This window comes from Streptomyces sp. iso_384 (genome assembly GCF_056172905.1).
Genome location: NZ_JBWBTT010000001.1, coordinates 7,434,313 through 7,457,307 on the forward strand (window position 1 = coordinate 7,434,313; position 22,995 = coordinate 7,457,307).

The 22,995-nt window shown below is 72.0% G+C and carries 36 protein-coding genes and 1 pseudogene; 32 read left to right on the forward strand and 5 right to left on the reverse strand.

The window, feature by feature from the left end; genetic code table 11:
- Positions 1-3 precede the first annotated feature (3 nt).
- Entirely contained in the window at positions 4-921 is a 918-nt protein-coding gene (locus AC0VY3_RS33415) for a type II secretion system F family protein (RefSeq protein ID WP_258047113.1), read from the reverse strand.
- Positions 918-1,442 (reverse strand): annotated as a pseudogene (locus tag AC0VY3_RS33420) (ATPase, T2SS/T4P/T4SS family); the annotation flags it as partial. The gene AC0VY3_RS33415 and the pseudogene AC0VY3_RS33420, both read right to left, overlap by 4 nt.
- Here AC0VY3_RS33420 and AC0VY3_RS33425 point away from each other — a divergent pair.
- Positions 1,374-2,789 (forward strand): recombinase family protein, encoded by a 1,416-nt coding sequence (locus AC0VY3_RS33425; protein ID WP_475551308.1) that lies wholly within the window; start codon positions 1,374-1,376, stop codon positions 2,787-2,789. The pseudogene AC0VY3_RS33420 and the gene AC0VY3_RS33425 sit on opposite strands and share 69 nt — an antisense overlap.
- A gap of 2 nt (positions 2,790-2,791) precedes the next feature.
- Here AC0VY3_RS33425 and AC0VY3_RS33430 read toward each other — a convergent pair whose 3' ends face one another.
- Entirely contained in the window at positions 2,792-3,256 is a 465-nt protein-coding gene (locus AC0VY3_RS33430; RefSeq protein WP_475551309.1) for a hypothetical protein, read from the reverse strand.
- A gap of 186 nt (positions 3,257-3,442) precedes the next feature.
- Positions 3,443-3,841 carry an XRE family transcriptional regulator gene (locus AC0VY3_RS33435; RefSeq protein ID WP_475551310.1) on the reverse strand — a complete coding sequence of 133 codons (399 nt, stop codon included), beginning with the start codon at positions 3,839-3,841 and terminating at the stop codon, positions 3,443-3,445.
- A 260-nt stretch (positions 3,842-4,101) separates the two neighbouring features.
- Here AC0VY3_RS33435 and AC0VY3_RS33440 point away from each other — a divergent pair, with 260 nt between their 5' ends.
- The 17 genes from AC0VY3_RS33440 (at position 4,102) to AC0VY3_RS33520 (ending at position 11,780) form a co-directional block, all read left to right on the forward strand.
- Positions 4,102-4,395 carry a helix-turn-helix domain-containing protein gene (locus AC0VY3_RS33440; protein WP_475551311.1) on the forward strand — a complete coding sequence of 98 codons (294 nt, stop codon included), beginning with the start codon at positions 4,102-4,104 and terminating at the stop codon, positions 4,393-4,395.
- Positions 4,392-4,574: a hypothetical protein gene (locus AC0VY3_RS33445; RefSeq protein WP_475551312.1), complete on the forward strand. Its 183-nt coding sequence runs from the start codon at positions 4,392-4,394 to the stop codon at positions 4,572-4,574. Before AC0VY3_RS33440 ends, AC0VY3_RS33445 begins: the two co-directional genes overlap by 4 nt.
- A gap of 81 nt (positions 4,575-4,655) precedes the next feature.
- Entirely contained in the window at positions 4,656-5,183 is a 528-nt protein-coding gene (locus AC0VY3_RS33450; RefSeq protein ID WP_475551313.1) for a hypothetical protein, read from the forward strand.
- Positions 5,180-5,950, forward strand: coding sequence for a hypothetical protein (locus AC0VY3_RS33455; protein ID WP_475551314.1), 771 nt, complete (start codon positions 5,180-5,182; stop codon positions 5,948-5,950). Before AC0VY3_RS33450 ends, AC0VY3_RS33455 begins: the two co-directional genes overlap by 4 nt.
- Positions 5,951-5,954: 4 nt before the next feature.
- A complete protein-coding gene (locus AC0VY3_RS33460; RefSeq protein ID WP_475551315.1) occupies positions 5,955-6,092 on the forward strand; it encodes a hypothetical protein in 138 nt (45 codons plus the stop codon).
- Positions 6,089-6,553, forward strand: coding sequence for a hypothetical protein (locus tag AC0VY3_RS33465; RefSeq protein ID WP_475551316.1), 465 nt, complete (start codon positions 6,089-6,091; stop codon positions 6,551-6,553). Before AC0VY3_RS33460 ends, AC0VY3_RS33465 begins: the two co-directional genes overlap by 4 nt.
- A complete protein-coding gene (locus AC0VY3_RS33470; protein ID WP_475551317.1) occupies positions 6,546-6,791 on the forward strand; it encodes a hypothetical protein in 246 nt (81 codons plus the stop codon). Before AC0VY3_RS33465 ends, AC0VY3_RS33470 begins: the two co-directional genes overlap by 8 nt.
- Positions 6,788-7,006 carry a hypothetical protein gene (locus AC0VY3_RS33475; protein WP_475551318.1) on the forward strand — a complete coding sequence of 73 codons (219 nt, stop codon included), beginning with the start codon at positions 6,788-6,790 and terminating at the stop codon, positions 7,004-7,006. The genes AC0VY3_RS33470 and AC0VY3_RS33475 overlap by 4 nt, the downstream gene beginning before the upstream one ends.
- Positions 7,003-7,428: a hypothetical protein gene (locus tag AC0VY3_RS33480; protein ID WP_475551319.1), complete on the forward strand. Its 426-nt coding sequence runs from the start codon at positions 7,003-7,005 to the stop codon at positions 7,426-7,428. The genes AC0VY3_RS33475 and AC0VY3_RS33480 overlap by 4 nt, the downstream gene beginning before the upstream one ends.
- A complete protein-coding gene (locus AC0VY3_RS33485) occupies positions 7,421-8,143 on the forward strand; it encodes a hypothetical protein (RefSeq protein ID WP_475551320.1) in 723 nt (240 codons plus the stop codon). Before AC0VY3_RS33480 ends, AC0VY3_RS33485 begins: the two co-directional genes overlap by 8 nt.
- Complete coding sequence (locus AC0VY3_RS33490; RefSeq protein WP_475551321.1) at positions 8,143-9,765, forward strand: hypothetical protein; 1,623 nt, start codon at positions 8,143-8,145, stop codon at positions 9,763-9,765. The genes AC0VY3_RS33485 and AC0VY3_RS33490 overlap by 1 nt, the downstream gene beginning before the upstream one ends.
- Complete coding sequence (locus AC0VY3_RS33495) at positions 9,762-10,079, forward strand: hypothetical protein (protein WP_475551322.1); 318 nt, start codon at positions 9,762-9,764, stop codon at positions 10,077-10,079. Before AC0VY3_RS33490 ends, AC0VY3_RS33495 begins: the two co-directional genes overlap by 4 nt.
- Positions 10,067-10,297 (forward strand): hypothetical protein, encoded by a 231-nt coding sequence (locus AC0VY3_RS33500; RefSeq protein ID WP_475551323.1) that lies wholly within the window; start codon positions 10,067-10,069, stop codon positions 10,295-10,297. Before AC0VY3_RS33495 ends, AC0VY3_RS33500 begins: the two co-directional genes overlap by 13 nt.
- Positions 10,294-10,611 (forward strand): hypothetical protein, encoded by a 318-nt coding sequence (locus AC0VY3_RS33505; RefSeq protein ID WP_475551324.1) that lies wholly within the window; start codon positions 10,294-10,296, stop codon positions 10,609-10,611. Before AC0VY3_RS33500 ends, AC0VY3_RS33505 begins: the two co-directional genes overlap by 4 nt.
- Positions 10,608-10,826 carry a hypothetical protein gene (locus AC0VY3_RS33510; RefSeq protein ID WP_475551325.1) on the forward strand — a complete coding sequence of 73 codons (219 nt, stop codon included), beginning with the start codon at positions 10,608-10,610 and terminating at the stop codon, positions 10,824-10,826. Before AC0VY3_RS33505 ends, AC0VY3_RS33510 begins: the two co-directional genes overlap by 4 nt.
- Entirely contained in the window at positions 10,819-11,007 is a 189-nt protein-coding gene (locus AC0VY3_RS33515) for a DUF6011 domain-containing protein (RefSeq protein WP_475551326.1), read from the forward strand. Before AC0VY3_RS33510 ends, AC0VY3_RS33515 begins: the two co-directional genes overlap by 8 nt.
- Before the next feature lie 26 nt (positions 11,008-11,033).
- Positions 11,034-11,780 (forward strand): hypothetical protein, encoded by a 747-nt coding sequence (locus tag AC0VY3_RS33520; RefSeq protein WP_475551327.1) that lies wholly within the window; start codon positions 11,034-11,036, stop codon positions 11,778-11,780.
- Between the two features lie 71 nt (positions 11,781-11,851).
- Here AC0VY3_RS33520 and AC0VY3_RS33525 read toward each other — a convergent pair whose 3' ends face one another.
- Positions 11,852-12,142, reverse strand: a complete 291-nt coding sequence (locus AC0VY3_RS33525; protein ID WP_475551328.1) for a sigma factor-like helix-turn-helix DNA-binding protein — start codon at positions 12,140-12,142, stop codon at positions 11,852-11,854.
- Between the two features lie 178 nt (positions 12,143-12,320).
- Here AC0VY3_RS33525 and AC0VY3_RS33530 point away from each other — a divergent pair, with 178 nt between their 5' ends.
- The 14 genes from AC0VY3_RS33530 (at position 12,321) to AC0VY3_RS33595 (ending at position 22,989) form a co-directional block, all read left to right on the forward strand.
- The gene (locus AC0VY3_RS33530) at positions 12,321-12,671 is read left to right on the forward strand and encodes a hypothetical protein (RefSeq protein ID WP_475551329.1); all 351 of its coding nucleotides are present in this window, start codon (positions 12,321-12,323) and stop codon (positions 12,669-12,671) included.
- On the forward strand, positions 12,671-13,063 hold the full coding sequence (locus AC0VY3_RS33535) for a hypothetical protein (protein WP_475551330.1): 393 nt from the start codon (positions 12,671-12,673) through the stop codon (positions 13,061-13,063). The genes AC0VY3_RS33530 and AC0VY3_RS33535 overlap by 1 nt, the downstream gene beginning before the upstream one ends.
- A 56-nt stretch (positions 13,064-13,119) precedes the next feature.
- Positions 13,120-14,184: a protein transporter Sec31 gene (locus AC0VY3_RS33540; protein WP_475551331.1), complete on the forward strand. Its 1,065-nt coding sequence runs from the start codon at positions 13,120-13,122 to the stop codon at positions 14,182-14,184.
- Entirely contained in the window at positions 14,181-14,822 is a 642-nt protein-coding gene (locus AC0VY3_RS33545; protein WP_475551332.1) for a hypothetical protein, read from the forward strand. The genes AC0VY3_RS33540 and AC0VY3_RS33545 overlap by 4 nt, the downstream gene beginning before the upstream one ends.
- A 12-nt stretch (positions 14,823-14,834) precedes the next feature.
- On the forward strand, positions 14,835-15,281 hold the full coding sequence (locus AC0VY3_RS33550) for a hypothetical protein (protein ID WP_475551333.1): 447 nt from the start codon (positions 14,835-14,837) through the stop codon (positions 15,279-15,281).
- A gap of 1 nt (position 15,282) precedes the next feature.
- Positions 15,283-16,176: a hypothetical protein gene (locus tag AC0VY3_RS33555; protein WP_475551334.1), complete on the forward strand. Its 894-nt coding sequence runs from the start codon at positions 15,283-15,285 to the stop codon at positions 16,174-16,176.
- Between the two features lie 308 nt (positions 16,177-16,484).
- Positions 16,485-16,751, forward strand: a complete 267-nt coding sequence (locus tag AC0VY3_RS33560) for a MerR family transcriptional regulator (protein ID WP_475551335.1) — start codon at positions 16,485-16,487, stop codon at positions 16,749-16,751.
- 33 nt (positions 16,752-16,784) lie between these two features.
- A complete protein-coding gene (locus AC0VY3_RS33565) occupies positions 16,785-17,258 on the forward strand; it encodes a DUF4429 domain-containing protein (protein WP_475551336.1) in 474 nt (157 codons plus the stop codon).
- A gap of 62 nt (positions 17,259-17,320) precedes the next feature.
- Positions 17,321-17,524, forward strand: a complete 204-nt coding sequence (locus tag AC0VY3_RS33570) for a hypothetical protein (protein WP_475551337.1) — start codon at positions 17,321-17,323, stop codon at positions 17,522-17,524.
- A gap of 365 nt (positions 17,525-17,889) precedes the next feature.
- Positions 17,890-18,099 carry a hypothetical protein gene (locus AC0VY3_RS33575; RefSeq protein WP_475551338.1) on the forward strand — a complete coding sequence of 70 codons (210 nt, stop codon included), beginning with the start codon at positions 17,890-17,892 and terminating at the stop codon, positions 18,097-18,099.
- 126 nt (positions 18,100-18,225) lie between these two features.
- Positions 18,226-18,816 carry a P27 family phage terminase small subunit gene (locus AC0VY3_RS33580; RefSeq protein WP_475551339.1) on the forward strand — a complete coding sequence of 197 codons (591 nt, stop codon included), beginning with the start codon at positions 18,226-18,228 and terminating at the stop codon, positions 18,814-18,816.
- A complete protein-coding gene (locus AC0VY3_RS33585) occupies positions 18,788-20,527 on the forward strand; it encodes a terminase large subunit (protein WP_475551340.1) in 1,740 nt (579 codons plus the stop codon). Before AC0VY3_RS33580 ends, AC0VY3_RS33585 begins: the two co-directional genes overlap by 29 nt.
- 12 nt (positions 20,528-20,539) lie before the next feature.
- The gene (locus AC0VY3_RS33590) at positions 20,540-22,018 is read left to right on the forward strand and encodes a phage portal protein (protein ID WP_475551341.1); all 1,479 of its coding nucleotides are present in this window, start codon (positions 20,540-20,542) and stop codon (positions 22,016-22,018) included.
- A complete protein-coding gene (locus AC0VY3_RS33595; RefSeq protein WP_475551342.1) occupies positions 22,015-22,989 on the forward strand; it encodes a VG15 protein in 975 nt (324 codons plus the stop codon). Before AC0VY3_RS33590 ends, AC0VY3_RS33595 begins: the two co-directional genes overlap by 4 nt.
- Positions 22,990-22,995 lie beyond the last annotated feature (6 nt).

A 22,995-nucleotide genomic window follows, 5' to 3' on the forward strand; every position in this document is an offset into this window, starting at 1 on the left:
TGTTCACGCCCCCTCCCCACCGCGCACGATCCGGCAGGCCCAGAACAGGCCGGCCGCCTCCAGAAACGCCCCCGCTGCCAGACAGACCAGACCGCCCGGGGTGTGCAGCAGTACGCGCAGGGGGTCGGCTCCGAGGGCCGCTCCCAGCCCCAGACCCGCGACCGGGAGCAGGGCCAGGACCACGACCGTCGACCATGCACCGGCAAGTTGGGCGCGCAACTCCTCCCGTCTGCGCCGGTCCTCGCGCAACGCGGCCTCCAGACGCTCCAGCCCGGTCGCCAGCCCGGCCCCTCCGTCCACGGCCACCCGCCAGCACGCGGCCATCCCGGACAGGCCCGCCAGGCCCGGGCCCGCCGCCGCCTGGCGGAGCGCTGCCGGCACGTCGCCGCCGAACCGCGCCGCCGCCAGCACCGCTGCCTCCGCCTCTCCCAGCCGGCCGCCGGAAGCCGCCGCCGATGGGCTGTCCTCCGCCAGGCCCTCACGCAGTGCGAAGAGCAGCGCCTGCCCCGGCTCACGGCCGGCCCGCAGCTCCCCGACCACCGCCCCGCACAACGCTGCCACCGCGGCCGCAGCCTTCTCCGCCTCCCGTGCCCCGGCCCGCCTCCGCAGCCAACGGCGTATCACCGGGACCGCCACGGCTCCCGCGACCAGCGGCAGAACCGAGCCGCCCACCACCGCGAGCAGCACCGCGACCGGTACGCACCACCACTCCCGATGCCCCCGGGCCGACTCCGTCACGCACCCCAGGGTCTTCCGCAGCCCTGGCCACCGGCCCCACGTCCGGCGTGACGCGGGCTGGGCGGCCACGAACAGCACCCGCGCCCGCCGCACCCCTGGATCCCGCACCATGGCGAGCCACACCGCCGAACCCACGCAGAGAGCCATCGCGTGGGCCGCGTACGCGGACGTTCCTCCCGTCACAGGGCACCTCCGATCAGCGACCGCAGCCGTTCCCAGCCGCGCTCCGGCACGAATCCACCGACGCCCCAGCTCAGGGCCGGAACCGTGAGGACCAGACCTGCCGCGTCCCGCTCCAGGACATGCACCTCGGCGACCCGCCGTTGCCCCGCACGATCCCGCACGAGGTGCACGACCACCGAGAGCGCGGCAGCCAACTGACTGTGCAGGGCGACCCGGTCAAGACCGGCCGCAGTACCCAGCGCCTCCAGTCGGGCGGGGACATGCTCAGCGGCGTTCGCGTGGACGGTGCCGCACCCCCCTTCGTGTCCGGTGTTCAACGCGGCCAGCAACTGGCTGTCTACCCGTAAAGCACCCACATCCCCTAGGCTCTGCGCATGCGGACTCTGCGCCTGCCTCAAAGGGCCGGCATCTACTGCCGACTGTCGTACGCGCCGGACGGATCGCTTGAGAAGGTGGAGCGCCAGGAGGCCGACTGCCGGGCTCTGGCGGACCGTTTGGGCTGGGGCGTCAGCGAGGCGCACATCTTCCCGGACAACAGCCGCAGCGCCTGGCAGAGGAACCGTTCACGGCCGCAGTGGGACCGCATGCTGCGCTGCATCGAGGCGGGCGAGATCGACGCCGTGATCGTCTACCACGGCGACCGGCTGATCAGGCAGCCATTCGACCTCGAGACGCTGATCGGGATCTCTGACAGCCGTGGCATGCGGATCGCCAGCCCGTCCGGCACGCGCGACCTCGATTCCCCCGACGACCGGTTCATCCTGCGTATCGAGGCGGCCCAGGCGTGCCGGGAGTCGGACAACATCAGCCGCCGGGTGAAGCGCGCCTTGGACGCCCGACTGGAGGCAGGCCTCACGCAGAGCGGCGGTCACCGCGCCTTCGGGTACGGCGTACAGATCGGCACGCGAACCAAGGTGGTCGACGGTGTCGAGGCCGAGGTGCCTGTCTATGACATGAGCCAGCAAGTGCCCGAGGAGGCCCGCATCCTGCACGAGGCCGGGGAGCGGGTGCTCGCCGGGCAGCCGCAGGCCGGTGTCATCCGGTGGATGAACACTCTGTGCACCACGACCGAGGGCAACCCTTGGCTCACCAAGACCTTGCGCAACCTGTTCTTGGCCCCGCGGTCCGCCGGGCTGATCGAGCGAGACGGTCAGCTCTACGAGGCGGCCTGGGACGGGATCTTCCCGCGGGAGATGTGGGAGAGTCTCCGCCGCTACTACCAGGCCGGCGCGGAGCTGCGCCCCCACCCTGGGCGGGAACGGAGGTACCTGCTGTCCGGGGTCGGCGGCGCCCAGTGCTGGAACTGCGGGTCGTGGATGTCGACCAAGCCGGTCGGCGGCAGGAACAGGAAGAGCGCCCGCATCTACTACTGCGACACCTGCCGCAAGGTCGGACGGAACCTCGAGCACACCGAGGCCTACGTCAGCGGTCGGGCGATACGCCTGCTGAACAGCCCGGAACTCCTGGCCGAGCTCTCAGCCCGGGCCGAGAACCCCGCCCTGGCCGACGAGCTGACCGAGCTCGAGCGACGCCGGGACACAGTGCGTCAGCAGATCGAGTCACTGGCCGACAACCCGGAGGTTGACGCCGCCCTCGCCCTGGTCGGCCTCGCGAGTCTGGAGAAGAAGATCAAGGCGACTCGCGCCGAGATCGGGGCGACCGCAGAGCGACGCCTCCTGGGCCGCATGGTCGGAATCACCCCGGAGCAGTGGGAGGCCACACCCATCAGCATCCGGGCCACTACCGTGCGGATCCTCTTCGGGGTCATCATCCTGCCGACACAACGACGCGGGCCCGGATTCGACACGAATGCAATCCGCGTCATCCGGGCCCGTACGGACACTCCCCCGGCAGCCGGGGGCGGGTAAGGCTAGGAAGGCCATCGCTGCTCCCAGAGCCCGTCGCCCGCGATCCGGCGCCCGTACTCGGACACCTCCGCGCAGAGCTGCGCCGAGGCGTGATCCTCGTGAAGGAGCCACACCAGCATGCGGTCGCGTTCCACCGGTGCGGCGAGGACGCCGCGCGGAAGCACCCCGGCAGCAACCCGCTCCCATGCCACGTGCGCGATACCCAGCCCCTCCGCCGGCTGTTCGAGACGATGCGGGTCCAGCTCCGGCGACGTCTGCACCCACCGTTCCTGTTGAGTCACCGTTCGGTGGAGCTCCTCGATCTCTGCGCGGAGCTCGGACGTGATGTGACCCTCGCCAATGCGGGCGGTGATCAACCCGTCAACCTCGTCCAGGGCGACCACCCTGCCCGGCGGCAACGCGTCTATTGGGACGATCTCGAAAGCGATTTGAACGGGCGCCCTGCTGCCGCTGATCGTCTTGCTCATGTGCGCCTACCTCCCCGTAACGACTCCACCCCGAGGACCGCACATCAGTTCGATCCTGCGAGGCATGACGAATGGAGTCACGCGTTCCGCCCCCCGGCAGGACGTTCATCATGCAACGACGATCAGAATCCGACCAGGGGGTTACAGGAACTCGCTGAACGTTACGATTATCTGCCTCGGTAACAGTCAGGACAGGTCATACGTCTCGGCGATGATCTGCAGCCGCCGCCGGTCCTCGGGGCTCATCTGCTGGTAGCGCCGCACGAGGAGCCGGGTTTCAGGGTCGGCCTCGTCGTCGTAGACCGTCTCCACGCCGAACCATTGAGCCGCAGCCGCCTCCTGAACGAGTCGCAGCGGCACCTGCAGCCCAGTCGCGAGCGCCCGCAGCATGGGCGCCGATGGGGCCTTGACTGGCTCCCGCTTGGCGAGGTTCTCGAGGGTGCCCCGCGTCCACAGCGATCCACTCTCCGGGTCGACAGGGTCGACTGCAGCCTCGGCGATCTTCCGGAAGGACAGGCCGATCTCGCCTTTCCTCTGATTCACCAGGTCAGCCAGGTCCCATCTGGGATCCGGTGCAGTCTCCATGTCTATCCTCCGGGGGTGCGTGGGGCGTCCGGGTGCCCAAGTGGCTAGAGATGCGTACGCCTCATATTCCCAGCTCAAGCGCATGAGGATTCCGCCCCCCTGGCCATAGTGTCCAAGATTCTGGGCAGTCACCGCCACCCCGCCTCGGGATGTTGACCGAAATCCCCACACCTCCACTGCCCAAGAAACTGGGCAACCTGCCCAGATGGCGCTACGTTGACGCTGCCCAACTTTTTAGGCACGGCACCCAAGGAACCCGCATGGAATCTGAGCCCAAACGATTTCGCCTGGTCAACCCCCTTCGGCTGCGAATGCTGATGGAACGCACCGGCTCCGGGTGCAGCATCAGTGGCCGCGCCCTGGCAGCCGCGGCCGACGTTCCTCACGGCACCATCGACCACCTGCTGTCGGGCACGGTCAAGACCCAGCCCGCGCAGGTCGCCTACGCCATATCCGACACGATCGGCGTAGACCACCCCGTCCTGTGGGCCCCCGTAGGCCGCTCGGTTCCGGCCGAGGACGACCTGCCGTCGCACATTGCGGCCGCCCCGTGATCTGCCGCACCGCCGCCGAGGCGCTCGCCGCCGGCATGGCGGACGACTGCGACCACGGCCTTCCGCCCGCTGACTGCCCGACCTGCCGCCTGACCCCGAGCGAGCTCTCCTCGCTCGCCGTCCTGTACCGGCACCTCACCACCACCGACCCCGCCACGCCCGCGCCACGCGCCGCCTGACGTACGTCGGGGCCGCCGGGACCGGGCCTGGTCCATGGCGACCCCTCCATCGGCACATCTCAATCCCACTGAGAGGTAACCGTGTCCAACCACCTTACCGAGGACAGGATCGCCGCCGCTCTCGCGGCCGCGCCCCAGCCCGAGGGCGAGACGCCCTGGCGTCTCCTCCTCACCCGCCCCCCGATGACGCACGCCGACGTCCGGCAGGCGATCTGCAGGGCGCGGAATCCCGAGGTTTGGGAGTTCACCGGCAAGACCGAGCCGACGATCCGAGCCGAGGCCTCGCGCGCCGAGATCGTCCAGGAGCTCGCCCGCCGGGACGGGTACCTGACGGCCCTGGCCGCCGCCGAGCACATCCTCAGCACCACCCCGGTCCTGCCGGTGCATGTCGACGTCCGCCTCGCCGAGTGGAACGACGGGCCGACCCTGGTCATCACCTTCCACCAGCGCGTCGACCAGGTCCACGCATTCGCCGCGCACGTCGGCACCGAGGTCAGCGAGCAGCCCCACGGCGAAAGCTCGATCCGCGTTGAGACTATCGGCACCACCGAGTCGGGCGTCCGGTTCGAGGCATACACCCTCATCGACGCCCCGGCGGTGTCGGAATGAGCGCCTACGAGAACGCCGTTCAGTCACTGATCAATGGTGGCTACCCCGACCGTCAGGCCCGCGAGATCCTCTCGTTCGTCTGCGGAGAGGCGCAGAACGAGGGCTACCGCCGGGGCGTTGCTGCGGCCAGCACGTCGCACGCATGCACCCTGCCGCCGACCCGTCGACTCGACTGCGGTCACTGCCCGCACGAGGTCTGCGAGGACTGCGACCGGTGCCCGCACACCTGCCGCTGCGCCGGGCCGATGGGGAAGGACACCCGCGAGGGCGAGTCCACCCCGACGATCTCCGCCCGCGACGCCCGCACGACCATCCTCGTCTCGATCGCCCGCGCCCTGCGCGAGCAGCCCACCGGCGCCCGGCTCCTCGACGGCCTGGACGAGCTCGGCGAAGCCGTCGTCTGCGAGGACCTCGGCGAGGTCGCCGCGTGGGCGGACGCACTCGCCAGCCTGGCCCACATCGACGACGACCTCGGAGTCACCGCCGGGCACCCCGCGTCCGCCCACACGGACTACCGGGCCGAGCACGAGGGCATCCACGTCGGCCACTACACCACCGAGGCCGAGGCACGGCGGCACTGCGAGGCGCTGATCAGCGACGAGCACCCTGCGGGCCGGGCCCTGGTATTCGACTGGATCGGCGACGAGGACGACCCGGAGGAGCCGAGTGAACTCGTCGTCCAGGTCGACGGCGGCGACGAGGAGCCCACCGGGTACGTCGTCGTCCCGCTGACCGTCGCGGCCGCGTACGACTCCGACGCCGAGTGACGCCGTGCCCGGCGACCTATGGCTCCTCTACGCCGTGATCGGTCTCGGTCTGGCCACCGGCGCACTGATCGCCGTGGCCTGGGTCGCCGACCGCCGCATCACCACCAACCACCGCACGTCCCGTGAAGGGGGAGCGCCATGATGACCCGCGGGTTCAACGACGCGCCGACGAGGGCACGCCGACCGGCGAACGCCAAGAGCGAGGCGCTCGCGGCGTTCGGGATTCCCCGGGTGCCGCTGCCGACCGACCTGCCCGGCACATGCAGGACCCCGGCATGCGGGACCTCTCACCCCGAACCGGCCCCGGCCGGGTGGGCGCGGGTGCAGGTCCTCGGGCGGCGCCCGTCGGCCCGGGCCTGGTGCTCGAGCCAGTGCGCCTCCTACGCCCTGGCCCACCCGACCCGCCGCGCGGTCGGCGGCCCGGGCACCTGCCAGCAGCAGGAGTGCGGCACGGCCAACGCCTCGGCGGTCGACATGTCCGGGTGGATCCGCACCCAGGTCATCGACTCCACCGACCCCGTCCGCTTCTGGTGCTCGGGCCTCTGCGCCGTCTACGGCCTGGCCCTCGCCGAGCTCCGCATGGAGGTCCTCGCCGATGCCTGAACAGATCCCCTTCCTACTCCTGGCCCTCGGCCTGGCCGCCGCCCTGCGGTGGCTGTCCACCGCGCTCGCCACCGGACGCGGTGTCGCGGTGGCCCCGGCGCCCGTCCGGGACACCGAGACCCGCATCTACGTGGCCTGCCACCGGCCGAAGTGCGGCCACATGCAGTGGCCGCACGACGTCACCACCGAGGGCCTGCGCTGCACCCACTGCGGCGAGATCAACACCCCCGCCCCGTGAGCGGGTCCGTCCGCCCGTGCGGCGACGTCGGCCAGCCGCACGGCCTGGTCTACGCCCGCCGGTACGTCACCGGCTGGAAGTGCGACCGGCACACCCCGAACGCGCTGCGCGGCCTGCCCGAGCCTCCGCCGGGGCCGGGCTGGCCGCCCGGCTCCTACCTCAACCACCCCGACCGAACCGAACCACCGCCCGACGAACTGGAGCCGCCGTCATGACGACCGCCGCCCGCCCCACCCCGGCCCAGATGCCGCGCCGCCGCCCCACCCCGGCCGCCCCCGAAGCCCCGGCCCTCGATCCGCGGCCGGCGCACCGCAAGCCGTGGGAACGCGCGATCCTCGCCAGCTCCCTGCCCGGCAACTTCCGCTTCGTCGGCATCGCGTTGGCCACGCACGCCGACGGCCGCGGGTACTTCGCCCGCCAGCCCCGAGTCATCGGCCTCGTCCACGACACCGGCCTCCACGTCGGCCAAGTGCGCGTCGCACTCGCCGCACTGCTCAGCCGCGGGTTCATCCGCCAGTCCCCGGCCGACGGCCCCATCGACAACGCCGACCTGTTCCTCACCCTTCCCCCGGGTGCGCTCGCCCGCACCCGCCGAGCCCACCAGACCACCACGACCCGGAGCACAAACGATGCCTGAGAAGCCCACCCAACACTGGACCGAATCGCTGGCCGACAGCGTGTACGCCCTGTACGAGACGGCGAACGAGTACCGCACCGCCTACCGGGCCGCGCAGCTCCAGGTCACCACCGTCGACCAGGTCCGCCGCATGACGTACGAGGGCCGTGTCGCCCTGGAGGGCAGCACCAACGCGTGGGGCCGTACCGCGACCGTCGTCCCGCACGGCCAGGCCCTCGATGTGCTGAGCCGCCTGTACCGGACGGTCGAGACGGAGACGCAGGCACGCTACGAGGAGGCCGCCCTCCTCTACGCATCCGGAGCGGCCTGGGCCGTTCGCGCGGTCTCGCGCGGCGATCAGCCCCCGCTGGTCTCCTTCCACACCACTGGGCACGGCGACCCCGCCCCGTCCTCCCTGGAAATCCCCGGTCTGCAGACGTGGGAGGACGGCCCGGCCCTGGACGCCGCGTACGACGCTGTCCTGCGGTGCAGCTCGGCGGCCGCGCGCGCCGAGGAGCTCGGCGACCGGGAGCCGCTCGGCGACCGCGAGGCCGCCGAACTCCACCGCGCCCACGTCGAGGCCGAGCACATGGGCGACGCCAGCTTCGCCTACGGGCTGATCGCCCAGCGCGCCCTCTCCCTCGCCCTGGTCGGCCCCCGCCGCGCCCGGGAGTCCGAGCTCGCCCAAGCCCACGCCGCCGCCCAGGCCGACCGTCCCTCGGAGCCGTCGGCCTGATGTCCGCTGCTCTGCTCGCCACCGCTGAGCCCCGCCGCACCCGCGGCGGGGCCAGCAGTGCTGTGCGCTACAACCGGCCCCGCCGGCGCGCCGAGCAGAGCGTCTGGATCCCCGAATCCCTCTACCGGGGCGACGACTACTGCGACGAGGCGGTGGCCGTCTACATCAAGGTCACCGCCCTGGACGCCCGCCGCACCTGGCCCGCGTCCCACCCGGACGAGGACCCGTGCACCGCCCGGGTCGCGGAGCTCGCCGCCACGCTGGGCATGTCGCCCTCCGCTGTGGAGCGCGGCCTGACCCAGCTCAACCGCCCCGGTCCGGAAGGCGAGCCGTGGCTCCGGACGAAGCAGCGCACGCACAGGGGCGGTGACGGACGCTCCGCCCTGCGGTACGCCCGTCTCGTCCCCCGCGACCAGGCAGCCCTAGAGGTCCCCGTACGGGTCGCCGAGGCTCTGACCCCGCGCCGCCTGCGCGCCTGGCTCCACCTCGCCCGAGCTACCGCCAAGGGCCTGCCCGTCACCGCGGCCGAGCTCGCCGGAGAGCTGTTCCACCACACCGGAGAGCACGCAGGCGAGCCGCTGAGCGAGAAGACCGGCCGCCGCCTCCTGGACGACCTGGAGGCCGCCGGGTGGCTCACCCTCGGCCGCCGGGCCGGGCACCGCGCCCGCCACGCCGTCACCGTCAACACCACCCCCCTGCACTCCGTTCCCGCACCCACCGAACCGGCGGTGGACAACGATGTGGACGACGCACTGTTCCCCCTCGCCGACCTGCTGGCCCCGCCCGCTACGGACATCCATGACGGGGTGGGTCCGGACGATCAAGACGGATCCCTCGCGACTAGGGAAGACCACTCCCTTACAACTGACGGGCGCGCGGGCAATCTTGAGATCCGCCGGAGGCGAGACTCGGGTAGTTACCCGCCCCGGGCTGTGGACAACTCGGCCGGGCCGACATTCCAACGCGCGGCTCAAGACCAAAAGCGCACCAACGGCCAGGCTGCCACGTACCGCGGGCCGGGACTGCAGCTGTCGCCCCGGGTGTGGCAGGTCCTCGAGCCCGTACGCCACGAGCTCCCCGGCATCAGCCCGTACGTGCTGCGCCGCATCGGCCAGGAGATCGGCCGCCAGCTGTCCGCCGGAGTCGGCATGGAACGCCTCACCGCCCGGCTGACCGCCCGGTGGGCGTCCACCGAGGACCCCCGCCGCGACGTCGGCCGGTGGCTCCTCGGAGCCGGGCTCGTCCGCCACGGGTGCCGCCTGGACTCCTGCGAGTCCGGCACCACCTGGGCCACCGGCGAGCGCTGCCACCTCTGCGCCAACATCGCCGCCGAGGCCGAGCGCCTGGCCGCAGCCGCCGCGCCGCCGCCCGCCCCCGCACCCCGACCCGAACCGCCCGCCCCGGCGCGGCCGCCGACGACGTGGCTCCCGATGCCCCCGCCACCGGACCCCGGCCCGGAACTCCCGGCCCCGGCCGAGCGGGAGCAGCTGCGCGCGGCCGCGATCCCCGAGACCGTCCGCCAGGCGCTCGCCGAGCACGGGGCGCCCGCGGCGATCCGCCTGTACGGCAGGGCCCTCGTCCTGCCCCACCTCGCCCAGCACGACGGAGGGACCACCGCATGAAGCCCGCCAGCCACCACCTCGCCCGCTGCCGCCGCTGCAGCGCCCCGATCGTCTGGTGCCTCACCTCGGCCAACGGGAAGCGGCAGCCGGTCAACTACGAGCCGGACGAGACCGGGAACGTCGCCGTCATGCAGGGCGCCGACGGGAAGCTGTACGTCCGCGCCGTGACCGCGGCCCGTCCGGAGATCCGGCCCGGCGAGTGGCAGGCCAAGCCACACCAGGCCACCTGCCCCGCACGGCAGCTCCCCGGGCGCAGCAGCGCGCCTTCGCCGCGGGCCGTGCAGGGAGTGAGGCCGGTCCCGTGGCAGCGGTGAACCGGGCGGTCGCCGTCGCCCGGGACCTGTCCGCGCTCCTCGATGAGCAGTGGCCCGACGGCACGTTCGGCGGCGTGCGACTGGTCCCCGGCATCCCGTCCGATCCGATCCGCTGCCCCCGCCCCGACCCGGACGCCGCAGCCCACGTGGCGCTCCTCGTCAAGGAACTCAACCTCCGCCGGGCCCCGGTCCGCCGGCCTCGAAGGGAATCCGCATGATCTCCGCCCGCCTCCGCTTCATCATCTTGTCCCTCCTCGCCGTCACCTTCTTCGCCGGCGGGCTCCTCTGGGCGCTGGAGGGCGTCTGGATCGGCGCGGTGATGTCCCTGTGGCTCACCTGCCTCTGCCTCCTCGCCCGCACCCGGATACGGCACACCGCCGGGCGCCGCCAGGATGAGCAGGCCCGCGAGCTCTCGAACGTGTTCCCCGACGGCTGGGTGGAGCCGTGGGCGGACTGGTGCTGCGAGCGCGGCTGGGCCACCCGCGGCGACCTCCACCACCCCGCCACCTGCACCCGGGCGGTGGGCCCGTGACCGCCCAGTTCGCCCGCGGGTTCCGTCTCCACCTGCCCCACGGCCAGGTCCTCGACGGAGCCGAGCTCCCCAACGGCCGGGCGTTCGTCATGGACGACCCGATGTGGGGGCTCGGCAGCACCGCCCGCACCGTCGACCTCCTCCTGGCCGGCTACCCCGACGGCCGTATCGAGTGGCCCGACGACGGCGAGCCGACGGAGGCCGACGGTGGCTGACTCCCGGCGCTGCACCGTGTGCGGCCGCACCCTCCGCGACCCGGTTTCCCGGGCGCGCGGCACCGGCCCGGTCTGCGAACGCAAGACCCGCGCCGTACGGCTGCCCGCGACCCGTCGCCCCGCTCTCCCGCCGTACGTGGGCGGACGCCCGGTCGACGACATCGCCAGCCCTCTTTTCTGACCCACCGCACCACCCGGAGCGCCACCATGAACGACATCTGCCTCTCCTGCTTCGGCCGCCTGCCCGACGACTCCCCGCGTACGGGCTGCGAGGCCTGCGAGTACAAGGTCCACACCTGGCTCCGGGAGCTCCCCCGCCAGTGGGTGCTCCTGCAGGACATGCTGTGCCCCGACACCGGGCCCGCCCGCCGCGGCGGCATCGGCCGTGCCCACGCACCGCTCCCCGTCCGCCTTGAGGCCCTGGACCTCCTCGGCCCCGGGCAGGTCTTGCTCCTGGACGACCCGCACGGCGACCAGACCAGCGGCGTCCCCATAACCCCTCTGCTGTACGGCTGGGCCCGATACCTCACCGCCGACGCCGACGTTCCCGTGGCCAGGCGCGACAGCTACGGGACGATCCATACCTCCCGCTGCGAGGGCCCCTGGATTCGGGGCGGAGGCGACGTTCCCGGCCTCTGCCGATGGCTGGACGCCTATCTCCACTACGCGGCGACCCGGCCGTGGTGGGACGACCTCTACGAGCAGCTCGAGCAGCTGCTCCTCCGGGTTCGCCGGCTTACCCACACCCGGCCCGTCAAGCGGATCAAGGACGCCCCGTGCCCCCAATGCGCCACGTTCACGCTGGAGGAGCACGAGGACGAGCTCCACATCATGTGCCGGATCTGCCTGACCCGACTTACTCCCGACGACTACGACGCCCACCGCGCCGCCGTCATGCCCGCGCTCGCCAGCCTCGCCCTCCGCCTCGCCACCGCCCAGCAGCCCGCCGCCTGACCGTGTACGTTCCCGAACAGCACTGCGCCCCCTGCCTGATTGACACAGGCAGGGGGCGCAGCGTTCGTTGGTCACGCCTCGGGGGCCGGCTTCTTCGGTGGCCGCTTCGTGACCCCGTCGATGATGTCGCGGACGCGCCCGAAGGAGATGCCGAGTTCGGCGGCGATGGCGCGCAGGGACATGCCCTCGTCGCGCATCTCGGTCACGGCCTGCTGTCGCATCTCGCGGACCTTCGCCTGCTTCTCCGGCATGGCGTCCAGCAGCTGTGTCAGCCGCTTCGCCCGCGCTGCAGGGGTCTCGGCCGTACCGAGGGCGTCGATGGAGTCGAGCACCTGCTGCACCTCCTGGTCTCTGTCGGCCATACCGCTCCTTCCCGGAGCGCGCTTACCGATCTGCTTGTGTGGGGACCCTACACTGTGTAGAGTCCCCACACAACGAACGGGAGCCCGCTCCCATCGCTCAACAAGAGGCCCCGGCCGGGCGGTCGCAACGCCATATGGCCGGGGCCAGCCAACCGCCTGAACCACCAGGAGGATGACCATGCGCGATCGTAACCGTGGGCGCGGTGTACCGGCAGCCCGCAACCCCCAGCCCGGCCCCTTCGCTGAGCAGCTGCGCGAGCTCCTCGCCCGCCCCAGCCTCTCCGCACAGCTCCTGCAGCACGCCGCCGAGCACCTGACGACGATCCGCCCCACCGAGCCCCTCACCCTCGCCGGATGGGGCCGCGCCCTCGCCCGCGCCGACGCCCGGATCCTCTCGGGCTACCCGCCGGCCGTCGCCCAGAACGCCGGCCAGCGCGCCATGGCCGCCCTGGACCCCGCCATGTGGACCACCTCCCGCACCCGAGGCGACTGGGCCCTGTGCCTGAACGCCGCGGCCGGAACCGTCTGATGGCTACCGCACTCGCCGTCGCGAGCCCCCGCACCCTGGCCCACCGGCTCCCCGCGATCCTCACCGCGGCCGCCGACCGCCTCGAGCAGATGACCCCGCAGGCCGCCATGAGCGCCCACGCCCGGCACCTCGAGATCCAGATCAGCGTCTGGGACCACCACGGCGTCTACAACAACGTCGCCGTCGGCCGGGACATCACCGCCGCCCTCTCCGCGATCCGCGACGTGCCCCTCGCCGGTACCCGCGCCGAGTACGCCGCCCGCCTGCGCGTCGCCGAGCTGCAGCGCCAGGCCGCCGCCGACTACGCCGGACGTATCGACCGCGAGGTCGACGCCCGTAACGCGCTGGCCTTCGCCCGCGCGCACGGCGCCGCCGCCGCCTCCACCCGCTGAACCGCCCGGCCGGGCGCACCAGCGCGCCCGGCCGGCCCACGCTCCCGGAGTACTCCATGACCCGCAAGGACAGCGAGTCCGCCCTGCCCCAGCACCTCCCCGGGCACCCTCTGCCCGGCGTCGACTACCGCACCGAGACCCGGCAGCGCCTCGTCCCGCACACCGTGGACGGCAAGACCCGCATGGTCGAAGAGGACTACGACGTCATGGTGCCCGTCCCGCCCCGGGACTGGGACCAGGCCGTCACCACCGCCGTCACGGCGGCCGCCGCGCTCCTAGTGACCGTCGCCGTCGTCTGGTCTGTCGCGAGCATCGGCGACCTCCTCGCCCGCGCCGTCGTCGCCCCCATCGCCTACCTCGCCGCCACCGCGTTCGCACTCGCCTGGGTCACCTGCATGGCCCTGGAATGGCTCGCCCGGTACGACGCCGCCCGCGCCACTGGGCCCCGCAAGGCCGGCAACTGGGCCCTGGCCGTCGACATGGCCGTCGTCGCCACCCACGGCTACGTCGAAGAGGCCCTGTACGTGGGTCTCGCCGGGGCCGCCGTCTCCGCCGTCGCGAAGAAGATGTGGTCCACCGTGATGCGCCACCAGTCCCGGCCCCTGCCCGCCCGAACCGCCCGGTGGCTCCAGGACGAAGCGGCCGAGATCGCAGCCCGCCTCGCGCTCGGCGCACAGAAGCGGCACCTCGCCCGGATCGAGGGCCAGGCCGCCGTCTACGCCCCCACCGCCCCAGCCGCCCTCCCGCAGGACACCGGCCAGGACACGCCGGGACAGCTGTCCCCGACTGTCCTGTCCGCTGTCCGCGCTGTCCTGGCCACCCTCCCCAGCGTGTCCCACGATGACGTTCTCACTCACCTTGATCAGCTCGGCCTGGACTACGACGAGACAGCTGTCCGCACTGTCCTGGACAACGAGCAGGACAACCGAGACAGCAGGTCAGGGCCGGGGCCGAGCCCCATTGCCCCGCCAGGGCAGACCATCACGGACAGCATCAGGACAGCCCTGTCCATCGGTATGCAGGACAAGGACAAGGTCCTGTCCTACGTCCGGGGCATCCACGGGGCTGCTGTCCTGGAGAAGACCGTCGTTCGGATCCTCAACCGCGAGCTCGCCGCATGAGCGCCGCGAAGGAGGACGGCGAGCACCGGCTCCGGGGCTGGCTCCGCGACCGCATCGACGGCCCGGTCGTCGCCGAGCCGGAGCAGCCCCCGCTCGTCCAGGTCCACATCGTCCCGGCCCCGGACCGGGCCGACGAGGACGACCAGGAGCAGGAGCCCGACGCCGAGCCGGAGCCGAAGCGCCCGTGGTGGGACGTACGCCCCGGCCCCTTCGGCGGCCACCCCGCAGAGCCCGAGCCCCCGGCCGCGCAGCCGATCGAGGCCGCGCCCGGCATCCACGTCACCGTGAACCAGCCCGCGCCCATCGCACCGCCGTGGCTCGCCCCCGACCCGGCCGCCGAACGCGCCGCCGAACGGCTCCACCGCCTCCGAGTCTGGGCCGCCTACCACCTCGCCGCAGCCGGAGCCGGGTGGGCCTTCGGGCTCGTCGGCGTCATGCACGACGTCCTGGTCGACGCCGGACAGCAGGGGGCCGGCGTCGGTGTCGCCATGGGCTTCGTCGGCTGGATCGTCGCCTCCTACCTGCCCGGCCTCGCGTACATGCCCCCGGCGCTGCGCCCCGCCCTCGTCTGGGCCGCCCGTATCCCCGTCAGCTCCGCCGCCCTCGCCCTGGCCCTCTACGCGCCCGGCACCGTCTAGGAGACCTCCGTCATGCACCTTGCAGCGTCCGCCACCAGCGGCACCTTCGACTACGTCGGCGCCGGAGGCCTCGCCCTGATCGCCACGGCCGTCCTCATCTTCGGCGTCATCGGCAAGGGCTCCCGCAAGCTCAGCACCCTCTGGGCAGGCATCACCGCGTTCGTCGCAGGATCCGCCTACATCGCCGCAGGGAAGATCTGGGCCTCGCCCCAGCAGGTTGTCGAGCAGGGCTGGACCGGCCTCGGCGTCGGCGGGGCCGCCGGACCCCTTGGAGACGTCGGGATCGGCGCAGCCTGCGGCCTCCTGGTCGTCATCATGGTCTTCGCCCCGCTCAACCCCGCCCGGGCCGCCGTGCTCTCCCTGGTCGCCGCGTTCACCTGGCCCATGGCCGGAACCGGGTCGATCTGGGCCGTGCCCGGCCAGTTCTTCGCCGCCCTGTCGATGATGGTCGGGGCCTGACATGGAGGCCTGGATTCGCTTCTGGACCGCCCTCTGGCTCGGCTCTGAGAAGCTCACCCGCCGCACCGTCGACTGGCTGTGCAACGCCACCCCCAAGCCGCCGAGCGCACCCCAGGAGCCCGCCAAGGAGCAGCCCGGGGACGCTCCGGACGACGCCGAGGGGAAGCCCGAGGAAGCTCCGGGGGAGCAGCCCGAGCAGCCGAAGAAGGTGGCCGCGAAAGCGCCGGCGAAGCGGCAGCCCGCGGACGCCGAGGGGTCCGTGGGGCTCCGCTGGGTCGGGCTCGCCATCGTCCTCGGCGTCACGAAGGCCACCCCGTACACCACCGTCGCCGTCATCATCGCGGCCGCGGCCTGGGTGGTCACCGCGCTCGCCCTCGGCTACCTCGCACTCCCGCCCGCGCCAGGCACCGAGCAGGAGCAGCCCGCCGACGGCGACCAGGAGCAGCCCGAGGAGGAGGCCGAGGAGGCCTCGGAGCCCGAGCAGCACCCCTCCGAGCTGCTCCCCCTCGGGTACGTCGCCGTCATCCTCGCCGACGCCTACACGGAGGGCTCCGGGGTGCACCTCGCCCACCTTGCCGAGCGCCTCTCCCGCACCCCTCTGATGGGTCTCCCCGCCACCCCCTGGAAGACCGGCCACGTGCGCGCCCTCCTCACCCGCCACGGGGTGCGCGTACGGCCCGGCGTACGGGTGCCCCCGGTGGGTGGGCGTGAGGGGGTCCACCGAGAGGACTTTCCACCCCTCCCCCCAACCCCTTCTGAGCCCCCCGTTGTTGGCGTTGTTGTCCCAGGTCAGCCCAACAACAACAACGTCGGCAACGCCCCCTCCAGCCCCTTCCGGATCACCCCCGACCCCGTCAACCCCGTCCGCCACCACGTCCACCACGAGAGGGCCTGACCCATGGCACCGTCCAAGCTCCCCAAGAGCATCAGCATCGGCGACCTGAAGAAGAAGAACGAGGCGAGCAAGCAGCAGCGCGACCAGGAGAAGGCCTCCAAGAAGCCCTGACACACTGGCCCTTGCACGCCGGGTAGCGCCCGGCCAGACGCCCCCGCCGACCCGTACCGGCGGGGGCGTCGCCACGCCCCACAGAACGCCGCTGGACAAGATCCACCTTTGGCGCGACACTGATGCCACCACCACACGTGTGTCTACAGAGCCCCTGACCATCGGCCAGGGGCTCCCTTGCGTCCCGGAGGAGGCCCATGGACACCGAGCTCCTCACCACCGCCCAGGCCGCCGCCCACGCCACCCAGGCCCGCCGGTTCTTCTCCGCCGGCGCAGCCGCCGTCCGCCCCACCACCATCCGCGACTGGGCATCACGCGGCCACCTCACCCGCACCGGACTCACCGAACACGGCCACCCCCTCTACGACCTCGCCGACGTCGCCCGCGCCGAACTCGCCACCCGTGCCCGCGCCCTACGCCTCGTCGGCATACCCGAAGCCATCACGCCGCCTTCACGCCTGTGACACTCTTCCCCCACCAAGAGCAAGGGGGCAGCTATGACCGAAGTGTCAGGCCAGGGCGGACAGATCGAGTTCGACGGCCAATACGTCACCATCACACGCAAGGGCTTCCTAGCCCGCGCCACCCACGGCAAGGGTGAGAAGCGACTACACATCAGCCAGATCTCAGCGATCCAGTGGAAGCCCGCCGGTGCCATGGTCAACGGCTTTATCCAGTTCACCGTCCCCGGCGGCAACGAGGTCCGCGGCCGCCTCGGCTCGCAGACCTCAAACGCAGCCAAGGACGAGAACTCAGTCGTCTTCACCAAGCAGCAGATGCCAGCCTTCGAGAAACTCCGCGCCGAGCTCGACGCTGCGGTCCTTGCCCAGCACTCCACTCGGCACGCAGCGCCAGCAGCTGCACCGTCATCTGTCGCTGACGAGCTGGCGAAACTCGCAGGCCTCCGTGACGCGGGTGTCCTGACGCCCGCAGAGTTCGAGGCGCAGAAGGCCCGCATCCTCAGCCAGTAGCGCCACCCAGGCCCGGCCGCGCACACCGCGCCGCCGGGCCTCATCACGCCAGGAGGCCATCCATGCCCGAGCTCAGCACCGAGAAGGTCATCCGCCACACCCTGCACCTCACCCCCGACGAGCTGCGCGCCCTGCGTCAGGCCGCCAAGGCCGCCTTGGGTGCCTACCTGGACGCTCCAGAGGCCGACAAGGCGGCGTGGCAGGCGTTCATCGACCTCGGCAAGCCCGCCGCAAGAGGCCCGCTTGACCACCTCCTCGAGACGTGACCCCAGGGAGGCCCCATGCCCTCCCGGCCCCGTAGGCCCTGCCCAATCCCCGGATGCCCCCACCTCGTCACCCAGGGCCGGTGCCCCACCCACACCACCCAGGCCGAGGCCCTCAGAGGCAGCAGCAGTGAACGCGGTTACGACACCCGATGGGCCAGACGCCGAGCCGCCTACCTCTACACACATCCGTGGTGCGTGCTCTGTGGTCGCCCAGCTCGAGCAGCAGACCACCATCCCTTGTCACGCAAGGAGCTGGTGCGACGGGGCGAGGCCGACCCTGATGCGGACAAGCATCTGCGTCCACTGTGCGTGCCATGCCACAGCAGCGAGACAGCCAAGCATCAACCAGGAGGATGGAACGCGCGATGACCCAGCCTGAACCTGCGCCGATGCCCGTCTACCTGCGCGTCGGCCACGCCGATGAGGCGCTCATCGACACGGTCCACGTCACCACGCCGGACGAGGGTGTCACCGAAGTGGCCCGCCTCCTCATCGACTTCGCCCGCGGCATCCTCCGGGCGAACGGATCGAACCCCGACGACTTCGCCCTCGTCCCGCCCTCCCCTGGGGGGTGACTCCCCCGGCTGCCTCCGGCAGCCCGCCGGGGAGGGCGACTCGTGTGGCCGCGTATCGCAGGGTTCTGATCAGCGCCCCCATAGCGGACATGTGGGGCGTTCCGTGCGGGAGGGGGGTGGTGGGCCGTGGCCGTCCCCGGACGCAAGCCGAAGCCTCCCCTGCAGGTCGTCCGCGAGGGCAACCCCGGACACCGGCCCGTACGGGAGGGTGCGAAGCTCCCGCCGTCCGAGCTGCTCGAACCGCCCTGGACGGCGTTCTTCCCGGACATCAAGCCCGGCCGGAAGCCGCGGGCACCGCGCGGCGCGGACGAGGAGCAGCTGCGCGAGTACAGGGACGAGGTCGCGGCGTGGATGCGGCTGAAGCTCGCGGCCGAGGCGGCCGAGGCCGGCCGTGAGGCGGCCGCGCGTGAGTGGTCGCGTGTCGTGCCGCAGCTCGTCGTCGGCACCGGGCTCGGCGCGGTCGACCGCTCCGTGATCGTGGACTACTGCGTGTGCGTGGCCCGGCTGGAGTGGTGCGAGTACCGCCTGTCGGTGGAAGGGCTCATCACGATGGGACAGCGCGGCCCGTGCCGGAACCCGCTCACCACGGTGGCGTCGCAGTACCGCACCCAGCTCAAGGCGTACATCGGCGAGCTCGGGCTGTCGCCGTCGGCTCGCGGCCGGATCCCGCCGCCGGAAGGCGGAGACGATGACGACGACAGCGGCGTCTTCGACTGAGCAGCTCTCTCTCGAGGACCTGTCCGCCGGCCTTCCCGTGCCGCGCTCCGCGCTCCTCGAGCTCGGCCTGTCCGACGAGCAGATCGACGAGGCCCTCGAGTCGCGGCCGCTGACCGTCGCGTTCCACGCCGACCGCCAGGACGGTGCCTGGTTCTCCGTGGCGGCCGCGTCCCGCGCCAAGCGGGCCATCGAGAGCTTCAAGCACACCAAGGCCCGGTGGGGCGGCACTCCGCTGCTGCTCGCCCCCTGGCAGGTCGTCTGGGTCATCGCCCCGATCTTCGGGTGGCTGTTCTACGACGAGGAGCTGCAGCGCGACGTCCGGGTCATCCGGTCCGCGTGGATCGAGGTTCCCCGTAAGAACGGCAAGTCGACCCTGTCGTCGGGGATCGCGCTGACGCTGCTCCTGGCCGACCGGGAGCACGGCCCCGAGGTCTACACCGCGGGCATCGACCGTGAGCAGGCCTCCCGTGTATTCAACGACGCGAAGCAGATGGCGCTCTCGTCCCGCAAGGGCCGCCAGGCGGTCGACGCGAAGGCCGCGGTCCTGGTCGGCCGGCGCAACGGCGGGATCCTGCGGGCGCTGTCCCGGATCGCCGAGGCCGCGCACGGGCTGAACGTCCACGGCGGTGTGGTCGACGAGGTCCACGTCCACAAGTCCCGGGACCTGATCGAGGCGATCGAGACCGGGACGGGCGCCCGCGACCAGCCGCTGATCGTGTACATCACGACGGCGGACGACGGTTCCGAGTTCACGATCTACGACGAGAAGCACACGTTCACGAAGCGGATCGCCGAGAACGTGATCACCTTCCCGTCGCACTACGGCGTGATCTGGGCGGCCTCCGAGGACGATGACCCGTTCGCCGAGGCGACGTGGCACAAGGCCAACCCCGGGCTGCGGTACGGGTTCCCGTCGATCAAGTCGATCCGGGACGCGGCGACGAAGGCGAAGACCACGCCGTCGGCGTTCCCCGGGTTCTGCCGGCTGTACCTCAACCGGCGCATGTCGATGCAGTCCAAGTGGCTGCCGATGCCGCTGTGGGACGAGGGCAAGGGCGACCTGTCGCCGGACAAGGCGCTCAAGCTGCAGGACGCCTGGGGCGGCCTGGACCTGTCCGCCGTCTCCGACCTGTCGGCCTGGGTGCTGGTGGTGAAGTCGCGGCGGCCGGGCATCGAGCTGGAGATCGTGCCGCGGCTGTGGGTGCCCGAGGGCCGGGTGAGAGACCTGGAACACCAGCTGCAGGTACCGCTCAAAGAGTGGGCGGACGCCGGGTTCCTGACCCTGACCGAGGGCGACGCGATCGACTACGCGGCGATCGAGACGCAGATCCTGCAGGACTCGAGGCGCTTCCGCATCAAGCGGATCAGCTACGACCGGATGTTCACCGGCGGGTCCATCCAGCGCCTGGAGGCCAACCAGCGCATCGGCGAAGTCGTGCCGATCGCGCAGACGTACCTGGGCATGAGCCCGGCCGCCAAGGAGCTCGAGCGCCTGCTGATGGAGAAGGCGCTCCTGCACGCCGGGCACCCGGTGCTCCGCTGGAACGCGGACTGCGTGCAGATCATCCGCGACGGCAACGACAACATCCGCCCGGTCAAGCCGGACCGGGACAAGAGCTCGGCGCGTATCGACGGGGTCCACGCCCTGGTCGGCGCGGTCGACGGCTACCTGCGCCGCAAGGCGGTCAAGGACGAGGCGCTCAGCGCGTAAGGAGGTGCGGCTGTGCTCCTGGAGACCGGCAAGGTGCTCACCGACGACGACCGGCCCGAGGACAAGATCCGCACGCTCAAGGCGCGGATCGACGCGCGGAAGGCGGGCGTTGACGAGCGGAACAGTCTGTACGGCGGGGAACGGCCGCTGAAGTTCGCGTCCCCGGAGTTCAGCGAGCAGGCCGGCGGCCTGTTCGAGGGGTTCTCCGACAACTGGTGCAAGACCGTCCCCGACACCCTGCGCGAGCGCCTGGAGGTCGTCTCGTTCGAGGGCGAGGACGGGACGACGGACCAGGAGGCCAAGCGCGCGTGGAAGCGCACGCGCGCCCGGGTCGATGTGAACCTCGCGATCCTGGACGCCCTGGTCGTCGCCCGCTCGCACGCCCTGGTGTGGAACCCGTCCGGCGAGCTGACCGACATCACGTTCATCCCGGCCGGGGAGGCCGTCGTCGACTACGCGCCCGGCACCCGCAACCTGCGGCGTACGGGGCTGCGTGTCTGGTCGGACGGAACGCATGAGTTCGCGACGCTGTTCACGCGGGCCTGGGCCGGGCGGCCGCCGATGGTCTACCGCCGGCAGCGCATGCTGAACGGGGGTGAGTGGGCGACCCGCACGGTCGGGCTGCGCCGCTCGGAGCAGGTCGACTTCGTGAACCCGATGGGCAACGAGATCCCCCTCGTAGAAATCGCGAACCGGTCCCGCCTGCACGGCGACCCCGAGTCCGAACTGGACCCCGTGGCCCCGCTGCAGGACGGCATCAACACCCTGTGGGCGCACCTGTTCACCGCCGCCGACTTCGCCGCCCTGCCGCAGCGCGTCGTGATGGGGATGGACAAGCCGACCCGCGACATCCGTGACGCCGACGACAACATTGTTGCCGAGGAGGACATCCCGCTCGGGCAGTACTCCAAGGACCGCCTGCTGTGGCTGTCCAGGCAGGGCGCGTCCATCGGCCAGTTCTCCCCGGCCGACCTCAAGGCGTACCTGGAGGTCATCTCGCAGGCGGTGCGGCACATCGCCGCGCAGACCCGCACACCGCCGCAGTACCTCCTCGGCGAGATGGCGAACATCGCCGCCGACGCGCTGGAGGCTGCCGAGTCCGGGCTCGTCGCGAAGGCCTCCGACAAGCAGACGTACTTCGGCGAGGACCTCCTGGAGGTCATGCGCCTGGAGGCCCTGGCCGCCGGGGAGCCCGCCCGGGCGGCGTCGCTGGCGATGGGCCGCACCGTGTGGCGCGACCCGCAGTACCGGTCCGTCGCCCAGTACGCGGACGCCCTGACGAAGTACAAGGCGATCGGCGTACCCGACGAGGCCCTGTGGCGGATGATCCCCGGCGTCACCGAGGAGCAGGTGACCGAGTGGATCCGGATGCGCGACGCCCAGGCCCAGGCCGCCGCCCAGGCCGCCTCGGCTGCCCTGTCCGCGTTCGGCCCGAAGGACGGCACCGATGAGGACGCCGACGAGGGCCAGGAGGACGAGGAGGCAGCGTGAGCGACGCGGCCGACGCCCGCTACACCCAGGTCCAGTCCCTCGCCCAGGCCGTCGTCGCGCAGGTCCGGTCGATCTGGTCGGGCCTGGACCCGGCGAACATTCTGGCCTCTCTGCAGGGCGACCAGGGGGCGGCGATCCTGCAGGCGGTCGTCGCCGGGCAGCTCACCGCCGCCGAGGGCGCCCAGCAGTTCGTCATGATGGCGATGGCCGCCCGCAACGCGGCCGCCCCCGTCCTGGCCGCCCTGGCCCCGGAGGCGTTCGCCGGGGTCGCCTCCGACGGGCGCCCGCTCACCTCGCTGCTGTACATGCCCGCGATCACCACCTACACCGCCTACGCGGCCGGCATGGGGGCGGAGGCGGCTGCGCTGGCGGGCATGAACCAGATGGCCCGGATGGTGTCGACGCAGATCACCGACGCGTCCCGCTCGGCGACGATGGTGTCGATGGCCACGCACCGCCGGTGCATCGCCTACGTACGGGTCGTGAAGCTCCCGGCGTGCGGCCGGTGCATCATCCTCGCCGGGCGCCAGTATTCCTACAGCACCGGTTTCAAGCGGCACCCGATGTGCGACTGCGGGATGGACCCGATCGACATCGAGCGGTGGGACGACGTCCCCAGCCCGAAGGCCCTCGTGGAGCAGATGTCGCCCCAGGAGCAGCGCAAGCGGCTCGGCGCGGCCGCCGTGGACGCGCTCGCCAAGGGCGCAGACCTGAACCAGGTGATCAACGCCCGCCGCGGCATGCAGACCATGACCGTTCACGGGCGCACGGTGCAGGCGACGACCGAGGGCGCCACGGTGCGCGGTCTCGCCGGGAAGCAGCTGGCCCGGGACTCCAAGGCCGTGAAGATCCCCGGCCAGCGGTACCGGGTCGCGACGACCCCGCGCCTGATGCCCGAGGAGATCCTGCGCCTGGCCGACGACCGCGAGCACCAGCTGCGGCTGTTGAAGAAGCACGGCTACATCTACTGACCCCCA

Coding starts and splice junctions, on each gene's coding strand:
- AC0VY3_RS33430 (WP_475551309.1), bottom strand. CDS start 3,256: ATGAGCAAGACGATCAGCGGCAGCAGGGCGCCCGTTCAAATCGCTTTC.
- AC0VY3_RS33435 (WP_475551310.1), bottom strand. CDS start 3,841: ATGGAGACTGCACCGGATCCCAGATGGGACCTGGCTGACCTGGTGAAT.
- AC0VY3_RS33440 (WP_475551311.1), top strand. CDS start 4,102: ATGGAATCTGAGCCCAAACGATTTCGCCTGGTCAACCCCCTTCGGCTG.
- AC0VY3_RS33455 (WP_475551314.1), top strand. CDS start 5,180: ATGAGCGCCTACGAGAACGCCGTTCAGTCACTGATCAATGGTGGCTAC.
- AC0VY3_RS33465 (WP_475551316.1), top strand. CDS start 6,089: ATGATGACCCGCGGGTTCAACGACGCGCCGACGAGGGCACGCCGACCG.
- AC0VY3_RS33470 (WP_475551317.1), top strand. CDS start 6,546: ATGCCTGAACAGATCCCCTTCCTACTCCTGGCCCTCGGCCTGGCCGCC.
- AC0VY3_RS33480 (WP_475551319.1), top strand. CDS start 7,003: ATGACGACCGCCGCCCGCCCCACCCCGGCCCAGATGCCGCGCCGCCGC.
- AC0VY3_RS33485 (WP_475551320.1), top strand. CDS start 7,421: ATGCCTGAGAAGCCCACCCAACACTGGACCGAATCGCTGGCCGACAGC.
- AC0VY3_RS33490 (WP_475551321.1), top strand. CDS start 8,143: ATGTCCGCTGCTCTGCTCGCCACCGCTGAGCCCCGCCGCACCCGCGGC.
- AC0VY3_RS33495 (WP_475551322.1), top strand. CDS start 9,762: ATGAAGCCCGCCAGCCACCACCTCGCCCGCTGCCGCCGCTGCAGCGCC.
- AC0VY3_RS33505 (WP_475551324.1), top strand. CDS start 10,294: ATGATCTCCGCCCGCCTCCGCTTCATCATCTTGTCCCTCCTCGCCGTC.
- AC0VY3_RS33520 (WP_475551327.1), top strand. CDS start 11,034: ATGAACGACATCTGCCTCTCCTGCTTCGGCCGCCTGCCCGACGACTCC.
- AC0VY3_RS33525 (WP_475551328.1), bottom strand. CDS start 12,142: ATGGCCGACAGAGACCAGGAGGTGCAGCAGGTGCTCGACTCCATCGAC.
- AC0VY3_RS33530 (WP_475551329.1), top strand. CDS start 12,321: ATGCGCGATCGTAACCGTGGGCGCGGTGTACCGGCAGCCCGCAACCCC.
- AC0VY3_RS33535 (WP_475551330.1), top strand. CDS start 12,671: ATGGCTACCGCACTCGCCGTCGCGAGCCCCCGCACCCTGGCCCACCGG.
- AC0VY3_RS33540 (WP_475551331.1), top strand. CDS start 13,120: ATGACCCGCAAGGACAGCGAGTCCGCCCTGCCCCAGCACCTCCCCGGG.
- AC0VY3_RS33545 (WP_475551332.1), top strand. CDS start 14,181: ATGAGCGCCGCGAAGGAGGACGGCGAGCACCGGCTCCGGGGCTGGCTC.
- AC0VY3_RS33550 (WP_475551333.1), top strand. CDS start 14,835: ATGCACCTTGCAGCGTCCGCCACCAGCGGCACCTTCGACTACGTCGGC.
- AC0VY3_RS33555 (WP_475551334.1), top strand. CDS start 15,283: ATGGAGGCCTGGATTCGCTTCTGGACCGCCCTCTGGCTCGGCTCTGAG.
- AC0VY3_RS33560 (WP_475551335.1), top strand. CDS start 16,485: ATGGACACCGAGCTCCTCACCACCGCCCAGGCCGCCGCCCACGCCACC.
- AC0VY3_RS33565 (WP_475551336.1), top strand. CDS start 16,785: ATGACCGAAGTGTCAGGCCAGGGCGGACAGATCGAGTTCGACGGCCAA.
- AC0VY3_RS33570 (WP_475551337.1), top strand. CDS start 17,321: ATGCCCGAGCTCAGCACCGAGAAGGTCATCCGCCACACCCTGCACCTC.
- AC0VY3_RS33575 (WP_475551338.1), top strand. CDS start 17,890: ATGACCCAGCCTGAACCTGCGCCGATGCCCGTCTACCTGCGCGTCGGC.
- AC0VY3_RS33585 (WP_475551340.1), top strand. CDS start 18,788: ATGACGACGACAGCGGCGTCTTCGACTGAGCAGCTCTCTCTCGAGGAC.